The sequence below is a fragment of the Vreelandella sp. L-15 genome (assembly GCF_056857635.1).
This window is the reverse complement of sequence record NZ_JBSXNN010000078.1, coordinates 52982-67016: the sequence shown is the minus strand read 5'-3', so window position 1 is coordinate 67016 and position 14035 is coordinate 52982. Positions and strand designations below refer to the sequence as shown.

Genomic DNA, 14035 nt, shown 5'->3' with positions numbered 1-14035 from the left:
GGTTATTGGATCTGACCAGGGTCAGAACCGGCATCACTGTCCCCGAATTCGGGGTAAGTTAATGGCATGAGCCGTATACGTGGTCCGTATGTACGGTTCTGTGAGAGGGATGAGGCGGAGACGCCTCACCCTACTCGCTGCGTCTTTTTTTTAAGTTGTATTAATAACCGTTGAAGCGCATTGGCAGTTATGCTTTGGTAAAGTGCCTATTTTAAGAAAAAGAGTAAACAATAGGGAAGTCAAGCGCCTACTATGGTGTCGCTTGGTCGGTGAAGCTAGAGTAATTTCAGAAACAGTGTTCGTTAACCTGTTAGCCTTATCGATCAGGAGACATGTGATGAGTGACTCTACCGACAACACTAAAGACCTTTTAAGCAAGCGCCGTTCACGCCGCCAAGTACTGGCTAGTCTGGGTTTAGGTGCAGCTGCCCTTTACGTTGCGCCTACCTTGTTATCAATGGGGCAGGCTGAAGCCCGCGAGCATCGTCATTCGCGCCCAAGTCGCTCACGGCCTAGCTATTCGCGTCCTAGCTACTCTCGACCTCATTACTCTCGTCCGCACTATTCGCGCCCCCGTTACTCCCGGCCTGATTATTCCAGAGCGCGCCATTCTCATCAGCATCATTCACGCCATGGCCATGGCTATCCTGAGCGTTATTACTCTCGGCCCCAGCGCTCACGCTGGGAGCGCGACGGCGTCATTGAAATTCGCCTAAGCCGTGTGTTGCCGCGCTGGTAAGGGAGCGGCCATGCCGAGCCATCATCAAGATTATACGCTCGAAGGCGTTGGGCCTTGCCTTCGGTTAGTGAATGCCGACGAGTTGCTGCCTGTCCTAACAGCCGCCATGCCAGGCTGGCCCTTGATGCCTTGCGCCGCGCAAACCCAATCGCCGGAGATCTGCGTATGGCGGCACCCACAGGGGTATTGGCAAGAGGCGCCCGCGCTTCCTGAAGGGGCGCTGCTGGACAGCGCGGTAGGAACCGCCTGTAGCGTTATCGCGGATGCTGCCGGGGCATATTTTTATCGTCACCCGGAGTTAGTGGGTTTGCACTGCGGATCAGTGGAAATCAATGGCCAGCTAGTGATTTTTCCCGATACATACCGGGCGGGCAAAAGCACCTTAACCGCCGCCTTTGCAGCGGCTGGGCAGCGTGTGTTTGGTGATGATGTGCTGGCGCTCAACAAGCAAGGGGAAGGGATTGCGCTGGGCGTGGCACCTCGCTTGCGGCTACCGCTTCCTGACGCGATGTCTCTGGAGTTTCGTCAGTTTGTACAAACGCACCTTGGCCCTCAGGATGCACGCTATGGCTATCTTCGTTTGGACAATACGCAGTTAGCTAGCCACGGCCAGCGCTGCCCGCTGGGGGCGATATTACTGATTGACCGCGATGAATCGCTAAACGAGCCCCAGCTTACCCGCCTTCAGCCAGGCGATGGGTTATGGCAGCTGTTACAGCAAAATTTTGCCGAGCACGAATCTGACCAGGCGCTGATCGAGCGCTTCTTGCCACTGCTTGAGGGCTTGCCCTGTTTTCTGCTGCGCTATAGCGACGCCTTTGATGCAGCCCAGTGGCTTACGAAATGCTGGGGAAGTGGCACCCTAGAGAGCTTGGCACTGGCCAGCCAGCCCCGTTGCGATACTCCTGAAGTGATACCTGCCCTTGAGCCAACGGATGCGCGCCAGTGGCAGGCCAGTGAGGCAGCGTTTGAGTTTCCGCTAGGCGACGAGCTATTTGTTATTGCCGAGGAGGGCGGCGCGATTCATCGGCTGAACACCACCAGCCGGGCTGTGTGGGCGCTGTTGAATCACGAGCCGCTGGATCTTGACTCCGTGAGTGACACGCTCACAGGCTTTTTTGCAGGCGCAAAATTTGAGCAGGTACGCCAAGACGTGGCGCAGCTACTCGCGCAGTTCTATCACGCTGGATTAATTAAAGACGTTAACGCTTAGCGCCAGTGATCTCGCCATGCTTTGAGTACTCGCTCTGGGTACCACGTCTTCCCCAGGCTGCCGTTATAGCGAGCGAGAGCGCGGGTAAAGTCACCCCGTTCGATGGCAAGGTAGTGGGCTAAAATCGTGCACCCATAGCGCAGGTTGCGGTTGGGTTCGGTAAGGTCGTCCATGGGCAGGCCAAGCTCAGCGACCCAAAACGGCATGATCTGCATGAGACCTACCGCGCCCGCCGAGGAGACCGCATCGGCATTAAAGGCGCTCTCGACCTGGATTAACGCCAGCACCAGCTCAGGCGGTAACCCGGCCAGCCGGGCCTCTTGGTAGAGTCGAGTGAGTAAGGTGTGGCGTTGTTCAGGCGAGGCGAGAAAGCGGGAAAGCGGCGCATCCATACGGCTGCGCCACTGCTGTAACTGCCACTGAGCGTAGGGCGTTTGTGGGTCGGCTGCTTCCAGCGTGGGGCGTAGGGCAGGCTCCGCTACGCTTGGCGCGGGGTAGGCAGCCACCATCAGGCTGCCCATTAGCACCCACTTCACGTACCGAGGCGACAAACGCCGCCAAGGAGTGCTCAGTGACATATACCTGCCGATTACTCTGCGCTAACAAGGCCCGCTTGTTCACGCAGGAAGTCGACAATCTTGTCGGCAGGAATCATAGTGGCTTCGCTATCGCGACGGCCTTTGTACTCCAGTTCGCCGTTGTCCAGGCCACGGTCGCCAATCACCAAACGGTGTGGGACGCCCATCAGTTCCAGGTCGGCAAACTTCACGCCGGGGCGCGTATCGCGGTCGTCCAGCAGCACGTCTAAACCAGCGGCGGTGAGCGTTTGGTAGAGGCGCTCGGACTCTTCACGCACGCGCTGTGACTTATGCGCGTTCATCGGTACTAGCGCGACCTGGAACGGCGCAATCGCATTGGGCCAGATAATGCCAGACTCATCGTGGTTCTGTTCAATGGCTGCTGCGACCACGCGGGTCACGCCAATGCCGTAGCAGCCCATCCACGGGTGGCTGGTTTTGCCGTTGTCGCCCAGCACGCTGGCATTCATCGCTTCGGAGTACTTCTGGCCAAGCTGGAACACGTGGCCGACTTCGATGCCGCGCTTGATCGAGAGCGTGCCTTGGCCATCGGGTGACGGGTCGCCTTCTACGACGTTACGTAGGTCAGCGACCTGAGGCAGGGCAGCATCACGCTCCCAGTTGATGCCGAAGTAGTGCTTGCCATCGACGTTGGCACCCGCGCCGAAGTCGCTCATTAAGGCAACGCTGCGGTCGATGATAATCGGCATTTCCAAACCGACTGGGCCTAAAGAGCCCGGGCCTGCACCCACGGCGGCACGAATTTCCTCTTCGCTGGCCATGGTCAGCGGGGCTTTCACCTGAGGCAGGTTTTCCGCTTTGACTTCGTTGAGTTCGTGGTCGCCGCGTACCAGCAGCGCAATGAGACCACCTTCCGCCGCGTGAACCATCAGCGTTTTGACGGTTTTCTCAATGGGCAGCTTGAACTGCTCTACCAGCGTGGCGATGGTTTTGGCATCCGGTGTATCAACCAAACGCATCTCTTCGCTAGGGGCCGCACGCTCAACGTTGCTGCCCAGCGGCGCGGGCAACGCTTCGGCTTTTTCGATGTTGGCAGCGTAATCAGATGCGTTGGAGAACACGATATCGTCTTCGCCGGAGTCGGCCAGCACGTGGAATTCATGAGAGCCCGTGCCGCCAATGGAGCCGTTGTCAGCAATCACTGGGCGGAAGTCGAGGCCCAGGCGCGTGAAAATACGCGTATAGGCGTCGTACATACCCTGGTAGGTCTCTTTGAGAGATTCCTCGTCCAGGTGGAAGGAGTAGGCATCCTTCATGATGAATTCACGAGAGCGCATCACGCCGAAACGCGGGCGAATTTCATCACGGAATTTGGTTTGAATCTGGTAGAAGTTCACCGGCAACTGCTTGTAGCTGGCGATCTCTTTGCGCACTAGGTCAGTGATGACTTCTTCATGAGTGGGGCCTACGCAGTAATCGCGCTCGTGGCGATCTTTCAAACGCAGCAATTCCGGGCCGTACTGTTCCCAGCGGCCAGACTCCTGCCATAGATCGGCGGGCTGAACGGCAGGCATCAATACTTCTTGGGCACCGGCCCGGTTCATCTCTTCACGCACGATGGCTTCCACTTTGCGCAGAGTGCGTAGCCCCAGGGGCAGCCAAGTGTACAGGCCCGAGGTGAGACGGCGGATCATCCCGGCGCGCAGCATTAACTGGTGGCTGATGACTTCAGCATCGGCCGGGGTTTCTTTTAATGTCGCAATCAATAATTGGCTGGCGCGCATGGGTGTGAGCATTCCTTGGTTGGTAGCGGTGATGCTGGATCGTTGTGTCGAACGTAGCGCTTAATTTAGCGTTGAATCCGGCATTGTACGGCTAAGCGGGTAAGGCGGCAAAATCCTACGTCAGCAGCCAAACGTGTGCTGTTCTTGAAGTATGCTAGAATCAAGCGGCATTTGATTCGATAGTCGCTGATTTGAACACAACAAACACGACAGCATCGGCTATCGGTACGTTAAGATTTCGAGGGAACCTCCATGCAGCAAGCAGTTCGCCGTTGGTTAACGGGGGCCGTTGTAGGTGTCTCCATTGTGGCATTGAGCGGTTGCGGTACCATGTTTTACCCTGAGCGTAAGGGGCAGTTGAGCGGTGATGTAGACCCGGTGGTGGCGATTGCCAATGGTGTGGGTCTGCTGTTTTTCATCGTTCCAGGGGTGATTGCCTACGCCGTGGATTTCTCTAATGGCACTATCTATCTTCCCAGCGCGAGTAGCGCATCGGTAGATATTCACCACTTAGACGACGCTATGGATGTAGCCTCATTAGAGAAGCTACTGTCAGATAAGGCCGGCCAACCGGTTAGCTTAGAAAACGAGCTGCTGGTGATTGAAGAGATGGACAGCCTGGATGAAGCGCTGGCCATGGTGCGGATGTCCGGCGTGCTGGATGAAGAGCGGCTGGCCACGATGTAGAGGGCTGGCATCTTTATCTGAACGGACGTCTTAAACGCCCCTGGCAGGTTAACCGGCCAGGGGCGTTTATGTATTGCCGCACCGCTTTTTAGGATGCTGCTTTCGCTGTGGTGATTTTCAATACCGCTAAGCCAGCCACCAAGCCCCAAAAGGCTCCTCCTATTCCAAGCAGCGTAATGCCCGAACCGGTCAGCAAAAACGTCACGATGGCCGCATCGCGCTGTTCGCTTTTTTCAAATGCGCCTGCTAAACCGCCGCTTAGCGTACCCAACAGCGCAATACCTGCCCCCGCAATGATCGTCGACAAACTAATATCGCGCCAAAGACTGGGCGCAGCGGAGTCGTGGCAGGTGGATGGCGCTTCCATGGGTGGCCTCTCCCAAGCTGTGATGGCAAAATGTGCGTTATAGCGCGCGCCTTTCACGTTACCACTGTGCGTTATAACGCACAATAGGGGCGGCAGACTGTGTCACATATCCAAAGCGGTAGTCAGGAGAAGCCCATGGCCAGTGAGCCACACACCATTGCGCAACATATTGCGGGGACGGTGCGGCAACTGCGCAAAGAGCGTGGCTGGAGCCTGGATCGTGCTGCTGGTGAAACCGGGGTGAGCAAAGCCATGCTCGGCCAGATCGAACGGGGCGAGTCCAGTCCGACGGTCTCGACGCTCTGGAAGATTGCCAGCGGCTTTCGGGTATCTTTCTCGACACTGTTCGATAATGACAAACCGGCGTTAGGTGAGCTACACCGTGACGGCCGAGAATCCGTATGGGGCGATGACAGCGCCGGTATGCAGGCACGCTTGCTGTTTCCCTACGACCCTCTGCTGGGGTTCGAGATGTTCATGATCGAACTTGCCCCTGGAGCGATCAGCGAATCATCGGCCCACGCCAGCGGCGTGGTGGAACACATCGTGATAGTGGAAGGCGAGATGGAGCTGCGTCTTGATGAGCGCTGGCAAACGCTGCGGGCAGGCGAGGGGCTGCGCTTTTTTGCTGACCGGCCCCACGCCATGCGTAATAACACCGCGACGCGATTACGCTTTCACGACGTGATTCACTACTTACCCGGCGCGGCTTCCGGCATTTGAGCGCGCAGCCAGTTGAGTTCCTCGGCCCAGATCTCGGGCTCGATGGTTTCCAGAATCATCGGGATGCCTTGGATGCGCGGATCTTGCATGATAGCGCTAAAAGCCTCCAGTCCGATATTGCCCTTACCTAGGCTGTGATGTCGGTCGACGCGGCTGGCAAAAGCGCTCTTGGCGTCGTTCAGGTGCATGCCGCGCAAGTACTGGAAACCTACGACCTTGCCAAGCTCATCCAGAGTCGCCTTTGTTGCGTCGCGGGTGCGGAGATCGTACCCAGCAGCGAAAGCGTGGCAGGTATCGATACACACGCCCACCCGGGATTTATCCTCCACCTGATCGATAATCTCGGCCAAGTGCTCAAAACGCCAGCCGAGGTTGGTGCCTTGACCTGCGGTGTTTTCGATGACCGCGGTCACGCCCTGGGTGGCATCCAGAGCCAGGTTGATGGATTCGGCAATGCGCGACAGGCAGTCGGCTTCGCTGATCTTGTTCAAATGGCTGCCGGGGTGAAAGTTGAGCAGCGTCAACCCTAGCTGCTCGCAGCGCTGCATCTCGTCTAGAAACGCGGCACGGGATTTTCTAAGCCCCTCTGACTCTGGATGGCCCAGATTAATCAGATAGCTGTCGTGGGGCAGAATTTGCTTTGGGCCAAAGCCGTGGTCTTGACAGGCCTCCTTGAAGGCGGCAATGGCCTCGTCCGTCAGCGGTTTCCCCTTCCACTGACGCTGGTTCTTGGTGAACAGCGCAAACGCCGTTGCACCGATCTCGACCGCGCGCAGCACGGCTTGATCCGCGCCGCCCGCTGCACTCACATGAGCACCCAGATAGTTCATCATTTCCCTTAAGTGGCAGGTTGAGCAGACTGGCCCGCACGTTGGCGATTATCTAAATATCGCTTAAAGGCGGCGGGCTCATCGGTAATGGCACTGGTCACGCCCCACGACCAGCGGCTGGCAAAAGCGCTGGGGTCGTTAGCGGTGTAGCAGAGTATCTGGTAGCCATCGCGGCACATGGCAGCGGCTTGCGTCTGCTTGAGCCTTGGCCAGTGGGGGTGAATACTAAACGCCTGTACCGCCTCACACTGCTCACGCCAGTGCTTGGGCACACTACCAAACAGGACGCCTAGTGCCAGTGCTTCTTTAGGGGCATGGTGTCGGCAATGGACAAGGGCGGTCGAGTCAAACGACGAGATCACCACCCGCTCGGGAGGTAGAGCCTCTAAAACGACGGGCAGTACTTCATCCACCAGGCGGATGGGATCACGGCCTTTATTGACCTTGATCTCTAGGTTAACGCCCATCTCCAACTCGTTCAGCAGGGAGAGCATGGCCTCCAGACTGGCCATTTTTTCTCCGGCAAAGCGATCACCAAACCAGCGGCCTACATCGAGCTGCTGAGCCTGCTGCCACGTGAGGTTGGCTAGCTCTCCTCGACCATCCGAGCAGCGGCTCACATCGCTGTCGTGCCAGATGACGGGTGTATCGTCTTTCAATAGCTGCACATCCAGCTCTACCCAGGTGGCACCGGCTTGTTGGGCCTCACGGACGGCGGTTAGGGTGTTTTCAGGCGCTGCCGCTGAGTAGCCTCGATGGGCAATAAGCGTAGGAACAGAAATAGCAGGGTGCGTCATGTCCAGTCCGTGGGTGGTGGCTGATAAGTGGAGTAATCACCATTGTTGGCACAGTCTAGCACGCAGCCATGACAGCCGTGTGTCGGTTTAGCGGGCTAATCACTTGATTTAATGTGCCCAACGCGGTTGGATAGCGTCCAGGGTATGTCCAATAATTAATAACAGGAGTCTCATGAATGTCTAAGCGTATCCAGTTTTCCAAGACCGGTGGTGCCGAGGTGTTGGAGTGGGTGGAGGTCGAACCGGCTGCCCCCGCTGCTGGTGAAGTGCGTATCGCCAATAAAGCGGTGGGGCTTAACTTTATCGATATCTATTTCCGCACGGGGTTATATCCCGCGCCTGCCATGCCGTCTGGGCTGGGAACGGAGGGCGCTGGCACGGTGGATGCCGTCGGCGAAGGTGTGACGCATCTCAAAGTCGGCGACCGGGTGGCTTACGCCCAAGGCCCGCTGGGTGCTTATGCGGAATTGCACACGCTGCCTGCGTCCAAAGTCGTCAAGCTACCGGATTTTATCGATTTTGAAACCGCTGCCGCTAGCCTACTGAAAGGCTTAACGGTGCAGTATCTGCTGCGTCAAACCTATGAGCTTAAAGGCGGTGAGACCATTCTGTTCCACGCGGCGGCCGGGGGCGTTGGCTCTATTGCCTGCCAGTGGGCTAAAGCGCTGGGCGTGAAGCTGATTGGTACGGTGAGCTCTCAGGAAAAAGCTGACCTAGCCATGGCCAACGGGGCATGGGCGACCATCAACTACACCGAAGAGAACGTGGTGGAGCGGTTGCGCGAGCTGACCAACGGCGAGATGTGTGACGTAGTGTATGACTCGGTGGGTAAAGACACCTGGGAAATGTCGCTGGACTGCTTGAAGCCTCGTTCGCTGATGGTGAGTTTCGGCAACTCTTCTGGCCCTGTGGATGGCGTGAATATCGGTATTTTGAACCAAAAAGGCGCGCTGTTTGTGACTCGCCCAAGCCTGAACGGCTACGCCGACACCCGTGAGCGCCTAGAGATGATGTGCGACGAGTTTTTCGCCATGATTGAGAGCGGCAAAATCAAAATCGACGTGGCCAACCGCTACCCGCTGCAAGACGCCGGTAAGGCTCAGGATGCACTACAGAGCCGTAAAACCACCGGTTCTACTATTTTATTGCCGTGATAATGGTACTAGAGATGATCGGAATCATCCCGTAGCGGGGGTCTTTCGCCATGGATGGCGAAAGTAGCGTCCATGGAAGGATTCACAGCGCCCCCGCCTAGGGTTGTTCCGGTCTGATGACATTACTAAGCGACTGTTTAGGCAATCTCTATATACGCTCCCAACTGACGCATTCGGCTCTCAAAGCGGGTCACGTTATCGACCAGCTGGTCGGGGCCGAATGCCACGCACTCCGCCAAAATCGCTTCGCTGAGCGTAATTGCCGCTAATATCGACGGGAAAAAGTGCGGCGTAGCGTTGGCAACGGTAAACGTTACGCTGGCCCCCGGCACCAGCGGCGAGCGCAGCGTGTCGGTAATTACAATCGCCTGCACGCCGTTGGCGCGAGTAATCTCCAGCGCCTTCACCGTCTCGGCGCAGTAGGGTTCAAAGCCAAACGCCACTACCACATCCTGCTCGTTGAACGGGGCCAACTCGGTGAGTAAGCCTCCCTCCTGGCCGCGAATGAGCGTCACTTCCGGCATCGCAATGCGCCCCACGTAGGCAAAGTGGTACGCGCAGGCGAAGGTGTCGCGAAACCCGACCACGGCGACTCGCCGCGCGGCCAAGATTCGCTCAGCGGCCTCTTTGACGCGCGTTTGGTTATCTGCCGTAAACAGCCTGCCAATATTATCGAAGGCAGCGTCGCCTACCTCCGCAAACAGCGCCGCTTCTGGGTTTCGGTGCTGCTGCTTCAGCTGGCTGGCGCGGCCGGATAGCTCCACCGGCGCTGCCTGTACCGCCGATTGAAACACTTCCCGAAACGGCTCGTAGCTCTCGAATCCAAGCCGCTTGGCTAGCCTGACCAGGGTGGAGGGAGTGACGGATGCTGCCTGAGCCGTTTTGCGGATCGACTGAAACGCCATCTCTGCAGGATGTTCCAGCACATAGCTGGCAGCGCGCTTGAGCTGTGGGCTAAGCGCCGCGTAGCTCTCGGCTAGCTGCTGGTGAATGCTGTCCAGGCTGGTGGCGTGAGTGGCGTTGTCTGGCATGGCACCCTCTTTTATGAAAATAAAACATTTGTACCAATGATAAATGTTTTTGCTACAGATGTATTGACGCCGTCCCAGCGACTACTCTATCGTTCAAAAAAACACGTTTGTTTCTTTTTATTTAAGATAAAGAAACAAATGTTTTGTTAAGTTTTGACGACTGCTCCGAGGAGGTTAGAAAAAGCACCATGCCTGCTGACGCTACTGCGCTGCCCAATTATGAAACGCTGCTGGTCACTCTGGATGCCCGCGTATTGACCGTGCGACTGAATCGCCCGCAGCGCCTCAACGCCGTTGTTGAGGCGCTCTACCAAGAGCTGCTGGATGTGCTGCGAATAGCACAGCAGTCGCCTCAGGTCCGGGCGGTGGTGCTGACCGGTGAAGGGCGCGCCTTTTGTGTCGGTGCCGATATGAAGGCCCACGGCAGCGCTAAGCGCACGCTGTTTCAGCGCCGGGCGTATTTGCAGCTGGGCAACGACGTATGCGAAGCCATCACCAAACTCAGTAAGCCGGTGGTAGCAGCCGTGAACGGCTATGCGCTGGGGGCAGGCGCGGAGATGGCGGTCTCCTGCGATTTTATCGTGATGGCTGACGAGGCGCAGATTGGTTTTCCAGAAACCAGTATTGGCACTTGCGTGGGCGGCGGTGTTTCAAAATTGCTGCCTCAACTGGTAGGGCTCACCCAAGCCCGGCGCTTGCTCTATCTGGGCGACAAACTTCATGGGCCAGAAGCCGCCAGGATCGGCTTGGCGCTGGCCAGCTACCCCCAAGCGCAGCTGATGGCCGAAGCGCAAACACTCGCCGAGCGGCTTGCCAAGCAGGCGCCGGTCTCCATGGCGATGCTCAAGCCGCTGGTCAATCGCAGCGCCCATACCAGCATGGAGAGCCAGCTGCAGCAGGAGCTGGATGCGGTGTTTACCTGCTCCACCACCGAGGACTGGCAAGAGGGGGTCGATGCCTTTGCCGAGCGGCGAGCGCCAAATTTTTTGGGCCAATGATCTCGGCCCTCTTGAATTAGCTTGGTATCACTCCGTCATGCACTTCTTTGTCAAACAGGTCACGCAATGAATACTCTCGAAGGCCATCTCCCAGTCCGCAGCCCGCTGCATGATATCTTAGCGCCCTCTGGCATTGCCGTAGTAGGCGCTTCTGCAGACCCCACCAAACGGGGCTACAAAGCCATGGTTGGACTGATTAATGGCGGCTACCAGGGACATATTTACCCCATCAATCCCAAAGCCGATCACATTTTAGGCGTGCAGGCGTGGCCTTCACTCACCGAGATGCCGGGCCGCCCTGAGCTTGCGCTGCTATGCACGCCTGCCGCCAGCGTGCCTGCGCTGATTGCCGAGTGTGGCCGCCGGGGGGTGAAAGGGGCGGTCATTCTGGCCAGCGGGTTTGGCGAAACCGGCGAAGAGGGGGCAGCGCTGGAGGCACAGATGATGGAGATCGCCCGTGCCCACGGAGTGCGTATCATCGGCCCAAACACTTCTGGCATGTTTAACCTGCACCACCAAATTAACTTGCTGGCGCTGGATAACGTCAAGCCGGGTGATATCGGCATTGTGTCGCAGTCCGGCAATATGCTGCTCTCTCTTGCGCTGGAAGCCCAGCATAACGGGCAAGTGGGGTTCAGCACCTACGTTGGCCCGGGCAACCAGAGTGATATCGGCTTTAACGATTACCTGCGCTACCTAGGGGAAGACGAGCATACCCGTGTGGCGACGCTCTACGTGGAAGGCTTCCGTGATGGGCAGCAGTTTCTGAAAGTGGCCCGTGACGTGACCGCCATGAAGCCGGTGGTGGTGTATAAATCCGGTGCCACCGAGCAGGGCCAAAAGGCTGCCAGCTCCCATACCGGTGCGTTGGCCGGTAGTTATCAAATGACTGTAGACCTGCTGCGCCAGGCAGGCGTTAGCGTGGTGCAGTACTCCGACGAAATCCTGCCCGTGGCGGAAGGCTTGGGGCGGCTGCAAAAAGCCCCCGGTAAGCGCGTCGCTGTGATTTCTGACGGCGGCGGCCAAGCCACCATTGCCGCCGACCGGTTATCTGAAGCGGGCCTGACGCTGGCCGAGCTTTCTGACGCTACCCGCTCTGCACTGCGCGAGGTGTTACTGCCTCAGGCATCTACCCTTAACCCGGTGGACGTGGCGGGCTCCTCGGATGCGAACCCCTCGCTGCTGGCAAGCTGCATTGAGCTGGTGATGGCGGATGAAGGCGTCGATAGCGTCTTTCTGGTCGGCATGCTCGGCGGGTATAGCCTGCGCTTTGCGGAATCGCTGATGGGCGATGAGATGCGTGGCGCAGAGCGCATGGTAGAGCTTGCTCAAGCCTCCGAGAAGCCGCTGGTGATTTACAGCCTCTACGCACCCATCAAGCCGCCTGCGCTGCGCCGTTTACACGAAGCCGGTTTGCCGGTGTATTCCTCGATTGAGCATGCAGTGCGCGTGCTTGCTGCCTTAGGTGAGCGAGGAGAGTACCTGGCCAGCCAACAAGTACAGGAGACGATAGCGCCCGCCGCGCCAGCGGAAACAGGCAAGGCCATGCTAAAAGCGGCCAAGGCGGAAGGGCGCGATTTACTGGAGTTTGAGGCGAAGGGGCTGCTGGCGGAACACGGTATCGCGGTGCCCGAGGAGTGGTTGGTGCGTCGTGAGGACGAACTCGCCGAGATCGCCCAGTGCACGCAGGGCAAGCCGCTGGCGATGAAGGTGGTCTCGAAAGATATTCTGCATAAATCCGACGCGGGCGGGGTCAAGCTCAACCTGGTGGGTGAAGCCCCACTGCGCGATGCCTTTCAGGCCATTCAGTCAAACGCCCAGGCTTACGACCCGAACGCCCAGATAGAGGGCGTGCTGGTCACGCCAATGGCGGAGAAGGGCGTTGAGGTGATTATCGGCATGCTGCGCGACCCGATTTTCGGCCCGGTGCTGATGTTTGGCTTGGGCGGCATTTTTGTGGAGGTGCTCGAAGACGTGGCCTTCCGCTCGCTGCCGCTGACCCTGCACGACGCGCAATCCATGGTCGATCAACTCAAAGCGCAAAAAGTGCTGGCGGGAGTACGCGGGGCGGCGGGTGTCGATAAGCAGGCGCTAGTGTCACTGCTGATGCAGATATCCCGATTGGTGGAGGCCTATCCGGAGATTTGCGAGCTAGACTTGAACCCGGTGATTGCCTATCCGAAAGGTCATTCTGCCGCTAACTATGCCATCGTCGATGCACGAATTATTGTGGAGCGCCAATCATGAGCCGAACGCTACCTGAATTAACCGACGCTACCCTAACGCTGGAAAACCGTGTGGCAACGCTCACGCTTAACCGCCACGACGTGCGCAATGCGCTTACCGGCACGGCGCTGGTGGATGATATCATCGCCACCGCCGCATGGGTGAACCGTTGCCAGGACGTCTCGGTGCTGGTGATCACCGGAACGGGGAGCGCTTTCTGTGCCGGGGGTAATGTAAAAGACATGGCCGAACGCAGCGGCGACTTTGCGGGGGACGTAGCCGAAGTCGCTGAGCGCTATCGGCAAGGGATTCAGCGAATGCCCCTGGCACTTAATCAGGTAGAAGTGCCCATCATCGCCGCCGTGAATGGTGCAGCGATTGGTGCCGGGTTTGATTTGGCCAATATGGCGGATCTGCGTATTGCATCCCGTAAGGCGAGCTTTGGGGAGACGTTTCTCAACCTAGGCATCATCCCCGGCGATGGCGGGGCGTGGTTTATGCAGCGCCAAATTGGTTACCAGCGTGCCTTTGAGCTAACCCTCTCAGGCCGGGTGATCAGCGCTGATGAAGCGCTTGCCTACGGTGTAGTGCTGGAAGTCGTGGAGCCGGAGCAGCTGATGGAGGCCGCTTTGGCACATGCCAACCGCATGGCGGCCCAGCCGCCGAAAGCAACGCGCCTCACCAAGCGGCTCATGAAAATGGCCCCGGATATGGAGCTAAAGCCGTTTCTGGATGTGTGCGCCGTGTTCCAAGGCATGTGCCACAACGAGCCAGAACATCTAGAAGCCGTTGAGCGGTTACTGGCACGAATGAAACGCTAACCCGCGCGCTATTTTTTCCTATTTTTCAGTGCTTGTACGGCTGTATAGTCATCGCCTAATGTGATGCTGAACACTCCGCACTTTCCGTGTCAGGGAAGAGGAGCGACAACATAGGGAGATGGCACG

The 14035-nt window shown here is 57.8% G+C and carries 14 protein-coding genes; 8 read left to right on the top strand and 6 right to left on the bottom strand.

Going from position 1 to position 14035, the window contains the following annotated elements:
* Positions 1–337 precede the first annotated feature (337 nt).
* Together AC13CY_RS11455 and AC13CY_RS11450 are read left to right on the top strand one after the other, a co-directional pair.
* Entirely contained in the window at positions 338–739 is a 402-nt protein-coding gene (locus AC13CY_RS11455) for a hypothetical protein (RefSeq protein WP_074210670.1), read from the top strand.
* Between the two features lie 10 nt (positions 740–749).
* Positions 750–1952 carry a PqqD family protein gene (locus AC13CY_RS11450; protein WP_289099731.1) on the top strand — a complete coding sequence of 401 codons (1203 nt, stop codon included), beginning with the start codon at positions 750–752 and terminating at the stop codon, positions 1950–1952.
* Here the strand turns inward: AC13CY_RS11450 and AC13CY_RS11445 are convergent.
* Entirely contained in the window at positions 1949–2461 is a 513-nt protein-coding gene (locus tag AC13CY_RS11445) for a transglycosylase SLT domain-containing protein (protein WP_483052534.1), read from the bottom strand. The genes AC13CY_RS11450 and AC13CY_RS11445 overlap by 4 nt on opposite strands.
* An 80-nt stretch (positions 2462–2541) precedes the next feature.
* Positions 2542–4275: a proline--tRNA ligase gene (locus AC13CY_RS11440; protein ID WP_044628047.1), complete on the bottom strand. Its 1734-nt coding sequence runs from the start codon at positions 4273–4275 to the stop codon at positions 2542–2544.
* A gap of 252 nt (positions 4276–4527) precedes the next feature.
* Here AC13CY_RS11440 and AC13CY_RS11435 point away from each other — a divergent pair, with 252 nt between their 5' ends.
* Positions 4528–4962, top strand: coding sequence for a hypothetical protein (locus AC13CY_RS11435; RefSeq protein WP_054641308.1), 435 nt, complete (start codon positions 4528–4530; stop codon positions 4960–4962).
* 88 nt (positions 4963–5050) lie between these two features.
* Here AC13CY_RS11435 and AC13CY_RS11430 read toward each other — a convergent pair whose 3' ends face one another.
* Positions 5051–5329: a benzoate/H(+) symporter BenE family transporter gene (locus AC13CY_RS11430; RefSeq protein ID WP_044628045.1), complete on the bottom strand. Its 279-nt coding sequence runs from the start codon at positions 5327–5329 to the stop codon at positions 5051–5053.
* A 135-nt stretch (positions 5330–5464) separates the two neighbouring features.
* On the opposite strand from AC13CY_RS11430, the gene AC13CY_RS11425 reads away from it, so the two are divergent.
* A complete protein-coding gene (locus tag AC13CY_RS11425) occupies positions 5465–6052 on the top strand; it encodes a helix-turn-helix domain-containing protein (protein ID WP_483052533.1) in 588 nt (195 codons plus the stop codon).
* Here AC13CY_RS11425 and nfo read toward each other — a convergent pair.
* A complete protein-coding gene (gene nfo, locus AC13CY_RS11420; protein ID WP_483052532.1) occupies positions 6022–6882 on the bottom strand; it encodes a deoxyribonuclease IV in 861 nt (286 codons plus the stop codon). The two genes, AC13CY_RS11425 and nfo, sit on opposite strands and share 31 nt — an antisense overlap.
* A gap of 8 nt (positions 6883–6890) precedes the next feature.
* Positions 6891–7679, bottom strand: coding sequence for a glycerophosphodiester phosphodiesterase family protein (locus tag AC13CY_RS11415; protein WP_058577773.1), 789 nt, complete (start codon positions 7677–7679; stop codon positions 6891–6893).
* Between the two features lie 176 nt (positions 7680–7855).
* Between AC13CY_RS11415 and AC13CY_RS11410 the strand changes: the two genes are divergently transcribed.
* Entirely contained in the window at positions 7856–8833 is a 978-nt protein-coding gene (locus tag AC13CY_RS11410; RefSeq protein ID WP_348665350.1) for an NADPH:quinone reductase, read from the top strand.
* Between the two features lie 137 nt (positions 8834–8970).
* On the opposite strand, the gene AC13CY_RS11405 is transcribed toward AC13CY_RS11410, so the two are convergent.
* Positions 8971–9864: a MurR/RpiR family transcriptional regulator gene (locus AC13CY_RS11405; protein WP_083024107.1), complete on the bottom strand. Its 894-nt coding sequence runs from the start codon at positions 9862–9864 to the stop codon at positions 8971–8973.
* 188 nt (positions 9865–10052) lie between these two features.
* On the opposite strand from AC13CY_RS11405, the gene AC13CY_RS11400 reads away from it, so the two are divergent.
* The 3 genes from AC13CY_RS11400 to AC13CY_RS11390 all read left to right on the top strand — a co-directional run bounded on the left by AC13CY_RS11400 (position 10053) and on the right by AC13CY_RS11390 (position 13909).
* Positions 10053–10862, top strand: a complete 810-nt coding sequence (locus AC13CY_RS11400) for an enoyl-CoA hydratase/isomerase family protein (RefSeq protein ID WP_089674754.1) — start codon at positions 10053–10055, stop codon at positions 10860–10862.
* Between the two features lie 66 nt (positions 10863–10928).
* A complete protein-coding gene (locus AC13CY_RS11395; RefSeq protein ID WP_483052531.1) occupies positions 10929–13109 on the top strand; it encodes an acetate--CoA ligase family protein in 2181 nt (726 codons plus the stop codon).
* Positions 13106–13909, top strand: a complete 804-nt coding sequence (locus AC13CY_RS11390; protein ID WP_137092870.1) for an enoyl-CoA hydratase-related protein — start codon at positions 13106–13108, stop codon at positions 13907–13909. The genes AC13CY_RS11395 and AC13CY_RS11390 overlap by 4 nt, the downstream gene beginning before the upstream one ends.
* The last annotated feature ends 126 nt before the right edge of the window (positions 13910–14035 follow it).